Annotated in this window: 8 protein-coding genes; 5 read left to right on the top strand and 3 right to left on the bottom strand. The window is 65.3% G+C overall.

Features of this window, described 5'->3' with window-relative positions; genetic code table 11:
• The first annotated feature begins 1 nt into the window (after position 1).
• From astB to D1Y85_RS09300, 3 genes are all read left to right on the top strand, one after another.
• The gene (astB, locus tag D1Y85_RS09310) at positions 2-1,342 is read left to right on the top strand and encodes an N-succinylarginine dihydrolase (protein WP_124150751.1); all 1,341 of its coding nucleotides are present in this window, start codon (positions 2-4) and stop codon (positions 1,340-1,342) included.
• The gene (astE, locus tag D1Y85_RS09305; RefSeq protein ID WP_124150750.1) at positions 1,326-2,366 is read left to right on the top strand and encodes a succinylglutamate desuccinylase; all 1,041 of its coding nucleotides are present in this window, start codon (positions 1,326-1,328) and stop codon (positions 2,364-2,366) included. Before astB ends, astE begins: the two co-directional genes overlap by 17 nt.
• 525 nt (positions 2,367-2,891) lie before the next feature.
• The gene (locus D1Y85_RS09300; RefSeq protein ID WP_124150749.1) at positions 2,892-4,211 is read left to right on the top strand and encodes an EAL and HDOD domain-containing protein; all 1,320 of its coding nucleotides are present in this window, start codon (positions 2,892-2,894) and stop codon (positions 4,209-4,211) included.
• A gap of 126 nt (positions 4,212-4,337) precedes the next feature.
• Here D1Y85_RS09300 and D1Y85_RS09295 read toward each other — a convergent pair whose 3' ends face one another.
• Both D1Y85_RS09295 and D1Y85_RS09290 read right to left on the bottom strand, forming a co-directional pair.
• The gene (locus tag D1Y85_RS09295) at positions 4,338-5,783 is read right to left on the bottom strand and encodes an HDOD domain-containing protein (protein ID WP_124150796.1); all 1,446 of its coding nucleotides are present in this window, start codon (positions 5,781-5,783) and stop codon (positions 4,338-4,340) included.
• 48 nt (positions 5,784-5,831) lie between these two features.
• Positions 5,832-7,700, bottom strand: coding sequence for a putative bifunctional diguanylate cyclase/phosphodiesterase (locus tag D1Y85_RS09290; protein WP_124150748.1), 1,869 nt, complete (start codon positions 7,698-7,700; stop codon positions 5,832-5,834).
• Between the two features lie 348 nt (positions 7,701-8,048).
• Here D1Y85_RS09290 and D1Y85_RS09285 point away from each other — a divergent pair, with 348 nt between their 5' ends.
• Entirely contained in the window at positions 8,049-9,383 is a 1,335-nt protein-coding gene (locus tag D1Y85_RS09285; protein WP_124150747.1) for an EAL and HDOD domain-containing protein, read from the top strand.
• Positions 9,384-9,571: 188 nt separating this feature from the next.
• Positions 9,572-10,114 (top strand): peroxiredoxin, encoded by a 543-nt coding sequence (locus D1Y85_RS09280; RefSeq protein ID WP_246024839.1) that lies wholly within the window; start codon positions 9,572-9,574, stop codon positions 10,112-10,114.
• Positions 10,115-10,285: 171 nt separating this feature from the next.
• On the opposite strand, the gene D1Y85_RS09275 is transcribed toward D1Y85_RS09280, so the two are convergent.
• Positions 10,286-13,582 (bottom strand): efflux RND transporter permease subunit, encoded by a 3,297-nt coding sequence (locus tag D1Y85_RS09275; protein WP_124150745.1) that lies wholly within the window; start codon positions 13,580-13,582, stop codon positions 10,286-10,288.
• Between the last annotated feature and the right edge of the window lie 2 nt (positions 13,583-13,584).

The raw sequence follows: 13,584 nt of genomic DNA, 5'->3' as shown, positions 1-13,584 counted from the left end.
GATGAAAACCCTTGAAGCCAACTTCGACGGACTCGTCGGCCCTACCCACAACTATGCGGGTCTGTCGTTCGGCAATGTCGCATCACAGAAAAACGAGCATTCCGTGGCGAACCCGAAGGCCGCTGCACGCCAGGGACTCCGAAAGATGAAGCGTCTCGCCGATCTCGGTTTCGCCCAGGGTGTGCTCCCGCCTCAGGAACGGCCGTCGATCCGGCTGCTGCGCGAGCTTGGCTTCAGCGGCAAGGATGCCGAGGCCATCGCAAAGGCGGCGAAAGAGGCGCCCGAACTGCTCGCGGCAGCAAGCTCCGCGTCGGCGATGTGGACCGCCAACGCAGCGACGGTGAGCCCGTCCGCCGACACGCCCGACCGCCGCGTTCATTTCACCCCCGCGAATCTGTGCAGCAAGCTGCATCGCGCGATCGAGCACGAGGCGACCCACCGCACGCTCGGCGCGATCTTCGCGGACCCGTCGCATTTCATGGTGCATGAAGCACTACCGGGCACACCCGCACTGGGCGACGAAGGCGCGGCGAATCACACACGTTTTTGCGCGCAATACGGCGCGCGCGGCGTGGAATTTTTCGTGTACGGGCGCAGTGAATATCGCCACGGACCGGAGCCGAAGCGCTTCCCGGCCCGGCAGACGTTCGAAGCGAGCCGCGCCGTGGCGCAGCGCCACGGCCTCACCGAGGACACAGTCGTATTTGCCCAGCAGAATCCCGAGGTGATCGACGCGGGCGTGTTCCATAACGACGTGATCGCGGTGGGCAACCGCACCACGCTGTTTTGCCACGAGCGTGCCTTCGTGGAGCGAAAGGGCGTGTACGACGAACTGCGCGCGAAGCTGGCAAAACATGACGCGGCATTCGACGTGATCGAGGTGCCGGATGCGCAGGTGAGCGTCGCGGACGCCGTGTCGTCGTATCTCTTCAACAGTCAGTTGCTGAGCCGCGCGGATGGCTCGCAGATACTCGTCGTGCCGCAGGAGTGCCGCGAAAATCCGCGTGTGGCCATTTATCTCGACGAACTCGTTGCAAAGCCTGGTCCGATCGGCGAAGTGCTGACGTTCGATTTGCGCGAGAGCATGAAGAACGGTGGCGGGCCTGCGTGCCTGCGCCTGCGCGTGGTGCTGGACGATGCAGAGCGCGCAGCGGTGGCGCCGGGTGTCTGGATCAACGATGCGCTCTTCACGCGTCTCGATGCGTGGATCGAAAAGCACTATCGCGACCGCCTCGCGCCACAGGATCTGACTGACCCGACGCTGCTCGTCGAGTCGCGCACGGCACTCGACGAACTCACGCAAATTCTCGGCCTCGGCTCGCTCTATGACTTCCAGCGCTGAATCGTTGCCGCTGGATTTTCTCGGCTACACGCTGGCGCTTTCCCGACCGGCGAGTGCCGAAGACGCGCATGGACGATGCGGCATGGGCGCTACCTGGCAGTGGCTCGACGACGGCGTGCTGCAGTTCGAGCCCGAACGAGTGGACGCGCAAACGCCCAGCGTGCTGCTTTCGGCTGGCATCCATGGCGACGAAACGGCGCCGATCGAACTGCTGTCACAACTCGTCGCCGATATCGCGGTGGGGCGCGCGATGCTAGCCTGCCGACTGCTCGTGGTGCTCGGCAACATAGGCGCGATGCGCGCCGGTCGCCGCTATCTCGACGACGATCTGAACCGCCTGTTCGGCGCCGCTCGCGGGAGCATGACCGGCAGCGCGGAAGCGCCGCGCGCGGCTGCGCTGGAGGTGTACGCAGAGCGCTTCTTTTCGATTGCGTCGAGCGAACCGCACGCGCGCTGGCATTTCGACATGCATACGGCGATCCGCGCCTCGGCGTTCGAGCAGTTCGCGCTCGTGCCATATACGGTCGCGCCGCCGTCGCGCGCGTTGTTCGCGTGGCTCGCCGACGCGCGTATCCCGTGCGTGCTGCTTCACACCGAGAGGGGCGTGACGTACTCGTCGTTCACCGCCGGCCACTGCGGCGCAACGGCCTGCACGCTCGAACTCGGCAAGGTTGAACCGTTCGGTCACAACGATCTCGCGCGCTTTGCGAACGCGGACGCCGCGGTGCGCCGTCTGGTCGCCGGCACGGCGCCCGACGCGCAGGCGCCGATGCCGCGCGTATTCACGGTGATCGGCCAGATCACGAAGCACAGCGCTGCGTTCGAGATGCACGTCGCGGCCGACGTACCGAATTTCACGCCGTTCGCGCGCGGCACGCTGCTCGCAAATGACGGCGACTATCGCTACGTCGTCGGCCACGCGGAGGAGCGCATCGTGTTTCCCAATCCCGACGTCAAGCCCGGGCTGCGCGCCGGCTTGCTCGTTGTCGAGACGAGCGGTGCGACGCTCGCGTCGCTTGCGTGACGCACGGCTGCATGGGTTCAGGAAGTGCAGCCCGTTTCCGTTGCCCGCGGATTGCTCCAGTTCGCATCGCGCGATGCGTCACCCCTGAGGCATCTGCGTGAGCCGCGATATGGGCGCAGCGATCGGGCAGTACAGAACGGCGGTGCGCTCCTGCCGACCGTCACGTCGTTCGAGGGCAAGCGCGTGGGCGTGCCACAGGGTAGGGCCCAGGAAACCCGTACGAGCGCGAAGCGTTCAGGTGATTTTTCCTGCGTTAATTCGCATGCCGAAGTAATTTGTCAAATCTGGCCTTGGCGTCGTTCGCCCGGCGGGCCGAACCGGCTTCCGCAAGCGGTGTCCGAACAATGCGACACACGCGAAAATATTCCGGTTTTTTGCGTATTTCCCGTATGCCCTGTCTTATTTGCCAGGATAGAATTGATATGCGAAAAGCGGAAGCTGCGTGCATGATGCGCGCGTTTACCGCACAACGATGAAATGAAAAACCAGGCTCCGGCGCGTGACCGGCGCTTCGCGGGGGACCCCATGAGCTTTAACGCCGCAGATCGGCCGCCCATGTCTGGCGCCGCGGGAGGCGATCTGGCAGTGAATCAGTACGACGTCTATTTTTCCCGCCAGCCCATGCTGGACCGGGAGGGCATGCTGTGCGGCTTCGAATTGCTGCCACGCGTCATCGACCAGCGGGACGATCCAGAAAAGCCCGGCCGTCCGGGAAAGGCGCTAGTCTCGGCATTCATGGCGCGGGCCGTGCGTGGTGCGTTGACCGGGCACGCGGCCTGGCTCGACGTCACGCGCGACTTTCTGTTTGACGACGCGCTGCTGGGCCTGCCCCCCTCACGCGTGATGTTCGAGTTGCCGCCCGACATCGGCTCCGATCCGGAGGTCGTCTCGCGGCTCATCCAGCTGCATGGGCGCCGCTACCGTTTCGCGCTCGATCACGTCACGGAGGCCGACGAGTCGTTCGCGAAGCTGCTTCCCTACGTGGAGGCGGTCAAGATCGATCTGAACCAGATCGCGCCCGCGCTGCTGTCCAAGTTCGCCAGCGTGCTGAAGGCCGCCGGCAAGATTCTCGTGGCCGTTGGCGTGGAAAGCCAGGCCGACTCCGATCTCGCGCATGAGCTCGGCTTCGACCGCTTCCAGGGCTACTTTTTCGCGCGACCGCACAAAGGTGCACGCCGCGCGAGCGCGCCGCGCCAGGCGCTCCTGAATCTGCTGCAACTGCTCGCGTCCGAGCCAACCGTCGCACAGCTCGAAGGCGAGCTCAAGCTCAATCCGGTGCTCGTGATGCACCTCATGCGGCTCGCGAATTCATCGAGCTTCGGCATCGGGCACAAGGTGACCACGTTGCGCGAGGCGATCAACGCGACGGGCACCGACCGCATCGCGCGCTGGACCCAACTGCTGCTCTACGCAGACGGGCGCAAGGTGTCGCTGGAAGACGACCCGCTGTTGCAACTCGCGGCCACGCGCGCGCGGTTCATGGAACTCGCCGCGAACCAGCTGTCGAAGGCGAGGATCGCCGAGCAGGATGCGGCGTTTCTCGCGGGCGTGTTCTCGTGCGTCGACGCCGTGTTTGGCGGCCCGCTCGAAGCGACCATCGACATGCTTACGCTCGCGCGACCCATTCGCGCGGCCATCCTGAACCGGGACGGTGTGCTCGGTCAGTTGCTCAGCGCGGCAGAGGCGCTGGAACGCGCGGACTGGACGCGCCTCGACGAGGTATGCGGGCAGCTCGCGCCGCTCGATGCCGCAGCAGTAGCGGCAATCGGACTCGATGCGGCCGAATGGGCAGGCATGGCGGACCGCGCCACAGAAGCGACTGGGCTCGAAAGACTGGACGAGTGAGCAAACGTTGGCGGGCAGTTGCCGCACGGTTGCAGAGTATCAGGCGAAGGAAAGGCGGCGCGTAGCGCCGCCTTTTTTATTGCCGCGCGTGTGGGTAGCCGCGGCGCAGATTGGCGGGCGGGATCCTCAGTCGGCGTCGGCCGTGCTGCGGGCGAAGAAGCTCGCAAGCTCGTTCGCGAGTTCGTTGAGCGCGCTCATTTCCGTCTGGGAGATCCGCCGGGGTTCCTGCGAGATCGTCCAGTCGCCATAGAGCAGAGCCACCGGCTGTTCGTCGCGCACGGCGACCGGCAGCAGGACGAACGCGCGCGCGTCGTCGAATGTTTCGCGGTACCAGGCGGGCAGGCGAGGCAACATCTTCGGGTCGCGAGCGTTTTCGATGAAGATGCCCACCGAATTCGCAATCGCAAGATGGAACACATCAGGCTGGAATGCGGCGTTGAAGCCAAGGTTCGGCAGCACCTCCTCGACGCCAGGACCAAAGCCGTGCTGTGCGGCAAACATATTCACGCCCTGGCGCACGAACACGACAGTGCGTGCAAAACCGAGTCCTGCCAGCACCGTTTCGTTTGCGAGCGTGAGCGCCGTGCTGAACGGGCTGTCCGGCGGCAGCGCGCGCAGATCTTCCACGCCGGCCGCGATGCGCGCCTCGGGGTCGAGCGACTCGCGCGCAATGGCGTCGGCATTCGCGCGCAACTCCATGATCTCGCGCATCAGGCCGTCGTCAGTCTCTTCCTTCGCCAGCGCGAGGCTCATCTGAACGAGCACTTCGGGATCGGTGGACAGCACGCGGCCGTAACGATTCGCAAGCTCGGCGATGTGCGATTCGCGTGCTTCTTCGGTGATATCCGCCGTGGTGAGCACGCGCGCAACGTCGGTCGAATAGTTCGTGATGGCGCGCAGCCACTGCGTCTGGCGCGATTCGTCGGCGAGCGGATCGTACGCGCCCATGCCTTCGCGGATCGTGTCGGGCAGGCGCCAGCGCACGGCTGCTTCGTTGCCGAGTTCGTCGAATGTGACGCCAATCACGGCAATACATGCCTCGTCCTCGGTCGCGCCGCCGTCGCACGCGCGGCGAATCTCATCCCATTCGGCGTCGAGGTAGAACACGACGAGCAGCTTGCCCACCTGGCGCATCAGCGTGCAAACCACGGCTTCTTCGCCCACCCGCAGGTCGCCGTGCTCGGTGAGCTTGCGCGCGACGGAGCCCGAGAGCATGGTCCGGTTCAGTTCGAGTTTTGCGTCGATGCGGCGCGGCGCGGAGTGATGGAAGTGATCGACGATCTTCAGGCCCACGACGAGATGGCCCACCGCGTCCATGCCGAGCACCATCAGTGCGCGCGTGACCGTCGTAATGTTGCCGCCGAACGCCATGTACATGACCGAGTTGGCGAGGCGCAGCACTTTCTGCGTAAGGGCGAAGTCCGAGAGCACGATCTGCACGAGCGCGCTGAAGTCGTAGTCATGGTTGGCCATTGCGGCGACCGTGGTACGCAGCGACTGTGACAGCATGGGGAAGTCGCCGCGCTCGTTCATGCGCGCCCACAACCGGTCGAGCAGGACTGCCTTTACCATCTGAACCATGTTAATTCCGCGAAAGCTCTGCCTGTTGGGTTACTGCCATCAATGCACCTCGTGGACGTGGAGCGCGCTCGATTCGAAGCGCTGCGCGAGTTCCTCGGAGGGCAGTGCCTTGCACACCAGCCAGCCCTGTATATGGTCGCAGCCCATCTGCGTGAGCAGTTCGCGCTGCGGTTCGGTCTCGACGCCCTCGGCGACGATTTCGAGTTCGAGCGTGCGCGCGAGACCCACCACCGCATTCACGATCGCCTGATCGTTGCGCGAGGTTAGCAGGTTCTCGACGAAGCTGCGGTCGATCTTCAGTTTCGACAACGGAAAGCGTTGCAGGTAGGCAAGACTCGAATAGCCGGTGCCGAAGTCGTCGACCGCGAAGCGAATGCCGAGCGCCGTGAGTTCTTCGAGCAGCGTCTTGGCGTGCTGCGGGTCCTGCATGAGCAGGCTTTCGGTGATCTCGAAGACCAGCCGGCCCGGATCGACCCCGGTCAGCTTGATCGCCTCTTCCACGCTTTCCTTGAAGCGCGGGTTGCGAAACTGCTGCGGTGACACGTTGACCGCCACGTACTGCAACGAAATACCCCGTTCGTCCCATTGGATCAATTGCATGCAGGCGGCCTTCAGCACCCAGTTGCCGAGATAATTAATCAGGCCGACGGATTCTGCAAGTGGGATAAAGGTCGATGGCGGAACCAGCCCGTGCAGCGGGTGCTGCCAGCGGATCAGCGCCTCGACGCCCACGACGCCGCGCGACGCGCTGCTCGTGATGGGCTGGAAGTGCAGCGAAAATTCGCCGTTGCGCACGCCGTCGTAGAGGTCCGACTCCAGCTTCAGGCGCTGGGCGTCGGTGGGGTCGTTGTCGGGGACGTGCAGCATCAGCTCATTGCCGCCCGCGGCCTTCGCACGCTGCAGCGCCTGGTCGGCGCGACGGATGAGCGGTGTGGTGTCCGCGAGCGCGAGTTCGCCGTCGGCCGAGCGCTCGTCCGGATAGAACGCGATGCCGATGCTGGCCGAAAGATGGACCGGCTGATTGCGGAACGTGTAGGGCTGCAGGATCGAGGTGAGCAGGCGGCGCGCGAGCTCTTCGGCCGCGGCGCGAACGGCGCCTGCGGGCGAATTGGCCGGCGGCGTGATGACGATTGCGAATTCGTCGCTGCCTGTGCGCGCGATCAGTTCACCCTGCAGCGCGAGGTGGCTCAGGCGCCGCGCGGTCTCGCGCAGCAGCTCGTCGCCCGCCTCGTAGCCGAGCGCGCGGTTCACACGCTGATAGTCGTCGAGGTCGAGCAGGAGGAGCGCCACCGGCACGCCGCGCTGGTCGGCTTCGGCCTGGAGCCGCTCGAGTGCCGGTACGAGCGCCGTCTCGTTCGGCAGACCGGTCAGCGGATCGTGGTGCAGCGCATGTGTGAGGCGCTCTTCGGCGCGTTGCCACGACGACACGTCGAAGCCCGCCACCGCGAAGCCGTCCTTGCCCGCGTAGGTTGCACGCTGAACACGCAACTCGACGGCGAGCGGGTAGGTGAGCGCCTTCATGAGATCGACGGTGTCGCTCTCGACGGCCCCCGTCATGGCCGCGCGCTCGAACAGGGCGTCGAGGCGCGTCTGGTGATCCGGGGCGACGATGTCGTGCAGGGTGGCGCCGAGCAGGAATTCGCGGTGATAGGCCGAGAAACGCAGGCTCGAATCGGAAACGTAGAGGAAACGCAGGTTCCGGTCCAGGTGGACGAGAAAATCGACGGCGCTCGCGGTCTCCTCGAACGAGTGCGAGACGGCGTCCGGATAGGCGGGCGCCGGCTTTTGGGGCGTGTGGGCGAGCGGATCGCCGGGGCTGTCGCCGGAGCGCCGGCCGAACCCGCGAAGGCGGTCGACGACCGTACGCACCCAACCCGGGCGGGACGCCGTGCTCCTGTTCGCTTCCATGTCTGTCGCTGACAACCCTTGTTCCATGCAGCCTTTACGTGGCATGTGTCGTTCGCTGGACGCCCCCGGCACGCCTTGCAGGCAGCCCGGGACTGTCTAAAACCGCCCATCAGAACGAGTTATCGACCGAAGGACAGAAATCTTTAGTGCGACCGGTGAAAAACCGTTGCAGTGCAATACGGCGGTAGGGTGGTGCACCGCGGGCCCGCGGATTCGGTTAAAGTTGCGCGGGCCGGAACGCCGGACGCCATGCGCGGTGGATACGCGCGGCGTGCGGTGCGCGGCCGGAGCAACCGGCCGCGTGGGATGCCGCGTGAAGGGTCTTTTCAACTGTACGAGTCATCCGTCATGTCCGAATCATCGTCCGCGACAGGCAGGCCGCCCGCTATTGCGGCGCAGGGCGTCGCCGGCCAGGGCGTCCGGCAGCCCGCATTGGCCGGGCAGCCGTACGTCTATCTCGGCCGTCAGCCGATCCTCGACCGCAGCGGCGCGCTCACCGCCTACGAGCTGCTCTTTCGCAGCGGGGCGGACAACAGCGCAGACATCCTCGACGACCGGCTCGCGACCGCCCAGGTCATGACGCGCACGATGGGGCAGCTCGGCGTGCCCGCGGCGCTCGGCCGGCACTACGGCTACGTGAACGTCAGCCGCGAACTGCTGTTCGACGACACGATCCATCTGTTGCCCCCCGGCCGCTTCGTGCTGGAGGTGCTCGAGCACGTTCAATTCGACGAGGCGGTCAGCGCGCGTATCGCGCTGTTGCGCCGCGATGGCTATCGCATCGCCCTCGACGACGTGAGCGCGATGACCGACAACCTGGTCAAGGCGCTGCCGTGCGCGGACATCGTCAAGATCGACTTCCTGCAGACCGTACGCGACACACTGCCTGAACTCGTGGCGACGATCCGCGCGGCGGGCAAGACGCTGATCGCCGAGAAAGTCGAGACGCGCGAAGACTTCGAGTTCGCGCGTTCGCTCGGCTTCGATCTCTTTCAGGGCTACTTCTTCGCGCGACCCGAGGTGCTGAGCGTGCCGTCCGTGCGCCCGTCGCGGATTGCACTCGTGCGGCTGCTTGCGCTAGTGGCGAGCGACGTCGGCGTGGCCGAACTCGAACGCGAGCTGCGCGGCCACCCGGGTGTCGTCGTGCAGCTGCTGCGGCTCGTCAATTCGAGTGCCTACGCGCCCGCGCGGCCCATATCGTCGCTGCGCGAAGCCGTGCTCGCGGCGGGCACGCGTCAGATCGCGCGCTGGGCGCAATTATTGCTGTACGCAAGTGGCCGCGATCTGCCATGGGGTTCGGACCCGCTCGTGCAACTCGCGGGCACGCGCTCGCACTTCATGGAACTCGCGGCCCGCAGCCTGTACCCGAACGATCCGGATTTCGCCGATGCTGCGTTCATGACCGGTATTTTTTCGCTGGTCCACGTGCTGGTCGGCTCGTCGCCGGCGCACACGCTAGAGCGCCTCGGCCTCGCTCCCGCGATCAGTCGTGCGGTGGACGGCCACGAGGGCGAACTGGGGACGCTGCTGCGCGTGGCACTGAGCGTCGAGCGCGGCGATCACGGCGCGGCGCAGGCGATCGCGACCGAGGCGGGTGGGGCGTTCGCGGCGCTCACGCCACAACTCGTCGGCGAGCTGAACCTGTGGGCGGGCGCCTGGTTCTCGGTCTGCGCCGACAACTGACGGACAGAATGGAAAGGCCTCGAAGGGGCTGGAAGCAAGCCTGAAAGCAGTCTGGCGGCAGGTTGCCGTTCTGCGCGCGGCGCATTTGTATGATCCAATGGACTATCGTTGGTCGCCATGGCGCGGGCCGCGCGCCAGACCGGCGAAATTTGGAGAGGACGATCGACATGAAATCCAGATTTACCGCAATGGGCGCTGCGGCGCTCGTGAGCGCTGGACTCGGGTTGTTTGCGCCTGGCGCCGAGGCCACGCTCAAGCCGGGCGATCCGGCGCCGGACTTCACGACACAGGCGTCGCTCGGCGGCAAAACTTACACGTATTCGCTCGCCGATCAGTTGAAGAAGGGACCGGTGGTGCTGTACTTCTATCCGGCCGCCTTCACGAAGGGCTGCACGATCGAAGCGCACGAATTTGCCGATGCCGTCGATCAATACAAGAAACTGGGCGCCACGGTGATCGGCGTCTCGCACGACAACATCGAAACGCTGACGAAGTTCTCGGTGAGCGAGTGCCGCAGCAAATTCCCGGTGGCCGCCGACGAAGATTCGAAGATCATCAAGGCCTATGACGCCTCGATGCCGATGCACGAAGCGATGGCAAACCGCGTGTCCTATGTGATCGCGCCGGACGGCAAGATCATCTATGAATACACGAGCCTCGCACCCGACCAGCACGTCGAGAACACCTTGCGTGCATTGAGGGAGTGGTCTGCGCAGCATCCGCAGCAGTAGGCGTTGCGGGGGCGCTTGCCCTCACGCTGTTTTTTCGCGGCGCGCGGATTATCCGCGCGCCGCTTTCGTTTGAGCCCGCGGTTTCATGCTCGCGGTGGAGGCGCAGTGCAGCCCATCCCGGCATTGGAAAGGGCAGCCCTGAAGCTGCTCTTGCTCACGTCACGCGGACATTTATTGTGCCGCCACAGAGGCGCCGCGTCCGCGCCGCTTTTCCCACCAGACACGCAGCCGGTCCATGTAGAGATAGACGACCGGCGTGGTGTAGAGCGTAAGCATCTGGCTCACGATCAACCCGCCCACGATGGAGATGCCCAGCGGCGCGCGCAGTTCCGCGCCTTCACCGCGCCCGAACGCGAGCGGCAGCGCGCCGAGCAGCGCCGCGCACGTGGTCATCATGATCGGGCGAAAGCGTAGCAGGCAGGCCTGATAAATCGCGTCGCGTGAATTGAGACCCTTGCGCGACGCATCGATGGCGAAGTCCACCATCATGATCGCGTTCTTCTTCACGATGCCGATCAGAAGGATCACGCCGATCAACGCGATGATGCTGAATTCGGTGTTGAAGAGCAGCAACGCGAGCAGTGCGCCGACGCCCGCGGACGGCAGCGTCGAGAGGATCGTGAGCGGATGGATGTAACTCTCGTAGAGAATGCCGAGCACGATGTACACGGCGGCGAGCGCAGCGAGGATCAGGAGCGGCTGGTTGTCGAGCGACTGCTGGAACGCCTGCGCCGTGCCCTGGAAACTACCGTGAATCGTCCGGGGCACGCCGATCTCGGCCATCGTGTCGTAGACCACCCGGGTTGCGTCTGAGAGCGACTTGCCTGGCGGAAGGTTGAACGAGATCGTCGAAGCGACGAACTGGCTCTGGTGATTCACGGAGAGCGGTGTCGTGCCGGGCCCGAACGAGGCGATGGCCGAAAGCGGGACCATCGTCTCCTTCGACGTGGAGACGGCCGAGCCCGACGAGGCGCCCGACTTGCCGCTCGCCGCGATCGAATTGTTCGCGAGATTGCGCGCGGAATCGGCGGCGACGGTGGCTGCGGTCGTCGCCGCGCTTGTGGTCGCGCTACTCGCCGAGCCAGCGGCGGGTCCACTCACCGTGCCCGCGGTCGCGTTGGTGCTCTGCGCGCCGCTCGCCGTTCCGCCCGATTTGCTCACCCAGATCTCGTTGAGCATGTCCGGGCTCTGCCAGTACTTCGGCGCGACTTCCATCACGACGTGGTACTGGTTGAGCGGGTTGTAAATGGTCGAGACCTGGCGCTGGCCGAACGCGTCATAGAGCGTGTTGTCGATCTGCGATGGTGTGATCCCAAGGCGGGCGGCACTCGCGCGGTCGATGTTGATCATCGCTTCCAGTCCGCCTTGTTGCTGGTCCGAATTCACGTCCGCGAGTTCGGGGCGGGCCTGCAAGGCTTCGGTGAGTTTCGGCCCCCACTTGTACAGGTCTGCCGTGTTGTCGGCGAGCAGCGTGAACTGGTATTGCGCATTCGACTGCCGGCCGCCCACCCGGATATCCTGCACCGACTGCAGGAAGGTGCGCGCGCCCGCGACCTGCGAAAGCGGGCCGCGCAGTTGCGCGATCACCTGGTCGGCGGAGAGCTTGCGCTCGTTCTTCGGCTTGAGCGAGACGAACATGAAACCCGAGTTCGTGGCGCGTCCGCCGGAGAATCCCGCGACCGAATCGACAGCCGGATTCGCCTGCACGATGCGCATCATTTCCGCGAACTTCACCTTCATCGCCTGGAAAGACGTGGACTGGTCGGCCTGGATGCCGCCGATGAGGCGCCCCGTGTCTTGCTGCGGAAAGAAGCCCTTCGGCACGATGACGTAAAGCGCGACGTTCAGCGCAATCGTTGCGATCAGCGTGAGGAGGACCGGGAACGGATGCGCGAGCGCCCAGCCGAGCGTGCGCTCATAGCCGTTCTGCATGCGCATGAAGCCGCGCTCGAGCCACTGTGCGAAGCGGCCCTCGGCCTTCTTCTCGTGCCGCTCTTCGAGCAGGCGCGAGCACATCATCGGCGTGAGCGTCAACGAGACGGCAAGCGATACCGCGATCGCAAGCGACAGCGTGAGCGCGAACTCGCGGAAAAGCCGTCCGACGATGCCGCCCATCAGCAAAATCGGCAGGAACACGGCAACGAGCGAGACGCTGATCGATAGCACCGTGAAGCCCACTTCGCGCGCGCCGAGGAGCGCGGCCTGCCTGCGTGGCACGCCGTTCTCCATGTGACGCGAGATGTTCTCCAGTACGACGATGGCGTCATCCACGACGAAGCCCGTCGCGATGGTGAGCGCCATCAGCGAGAGGTTGTCGAGCGAGAACCCCATCAGATACATCGCCGCGAAGGTGCCGATGATCGAAATCGGCACGGCCACGCTGGGGATGAGCGTCGCGCGCCAGTTGCGCAGGAACAGGAATACGACCATGACGACGAGCGCCACCGCGATCATGAGCGTGTGTTCGGTGTCCTTGAGCGACGCGCGGATCGTCACCGACCGGTCGGACGCGGGCGTCACGTCGACGTCGGCGGGCAGCGACGCCTTCAGTTGCGGCAGCATCGCGATCACGCGGTCCACCGTCTCGATGATGTTCGCGCCCGGCTGGCGATACAGGATCACAAGCACCGAGCGCTTGCCATTCGCGAGGCCGATGTTGCGCAGGTCCTCCACCGAATCGACCACTTCGCCCACGTCCGAAAGCTTCACGCCCGCGCCGTTGCGATAGGCGACGATGAGGTCCTTGTACTGGCTCGCCTTGCTCGCCTGGTCGTTGGTGTAGAGCTGGAAGCGCTGGGGGCCGAATTCGATGTCGCCCTTGGGGCTGTTCGCGTTGGCCGAGGCGAGCGCCGCACGCACGTCTTCGAGGCCGATGCCGTAGTGAAAGAGCGCGTGCGGCTCCAGTTCGACGCGCACGGCGGGATTGGCCGAGCCGCTCACATCGACCTCGCCCACGCCATCCACCTGCGAGAGCGACTGTTGCAGCACCGTCGCCGCCGAATCGTAGAGCTGGCCCGCCGAAAGCGTCGGCGAGGTGAGCGCGAGGATCAGGATCGGCGCGTCGGCGGGATTGACCTTGTGGTACGTCGGGTTCTGCCGCAGGCTCGAAGGCAGGTCTGCGCGCGCCGCGTTGATGGCGGCCTGCACGTCGCGCGCGGCGCCGTCGATGTCGCGGTTCAAGCCAAACTGCAGCGTGATGCGCGTCGTGCCGACCGAACTCTGCGAGGTCATTTCGCTCACGTCGGCGATGCTGCCGAGGTGCCGCTCCAGCGGACTCGCGACGCTCGTTGCGACGGTCTCGGGGCTCGCGCCGGGCAGCGAGGCCTGCACGGAGATGGTCGGGAAGTCCACCTGCGGCAAGGGCGCGACGGGCAGCTTCGTGAACGCGAAGATGCCGGCCAGCGCAATGCCGAGCGCGAGCAGCGTCGTCGCGACGGGCCGGGCGATGAACGGGCGGGACAGGTTCATCG

The organism is Paraburkholderia dinghuensis, from assembly GCF_003837865.1.
GTDB lineage: Bacteria > Pseudomonadota > Gammaproteobacteria > Burkholderiales > Burkholderiaceae > Paraburkholderia > Paraburkholderia dinghuensis.
This window is presented reverse-complemented; position numbering and strand designations above follow the sequence as displayed.

What these genes read in the sequence shown, in the direction of transcription:
- astB (WP_124150751.1), top strand. Translation starts at nt 2, where the DNA reads ATGAAAACCCTTGAAGCCAACTTCGACGGACTCGTCGGCCCTACCCAC.
- astE (WP_124150750.1), top strand. Translation starts at nt 1,326, where the DNA reads ATGACTTCCAGCGCTGAATCGTTGCCGCTGGATTTTCTCGGCTACACG.
- D1Y85_RS09300 (WP_124150749.1), top strand. Translation starts at nt 2,892, where the DNA reads ATGAGCTTTAACGCCGCAGATCGGCCGCCCATGTCTGGCGCCGCGGGA.
- D1Y85_RS09295 (WP_124150796.1), bottom strand. Translation starts at nt 5,783, where the DNA reads ATGGTAAAGGCAGTCCTGCTCGACCGGTTGTGGGCGCGCATGAACGAG.
- D1Y85_RS09290 (WP_124150748.1), bottom strand. Translation starts at nt 7,700, where the DNA reads ATGGAAGCGAACAGGAGCACGGCGTCCCGCCCGGGTTGGGTGCGTACG.
- D1Y85_RS09285 (WP_124150747.1), top strand. Translation starts at nt 8,049, where the DNA reads ATGTCCGAATCATCGTCCGCGACAGGCAGGCCGCCCGCTATTGCGGCG.
- D1Y85_RS09280 (WP_246024839.1), top strand. Translation starts at nt 9,572, where the DNA reads ATGGGCGCTGCGGCGCTCGTGAGCGCTGGACTCGGGTTGTTTGCGCCT.
- D1Y85_RS09275 (WP_124150745.1), bottom strand. Translation starts at nt 13,582, where the DNA reads ATGAACCTGTCCCGCCCGTTCATCGCCCGGCCCGTCGCGACGACGCTG.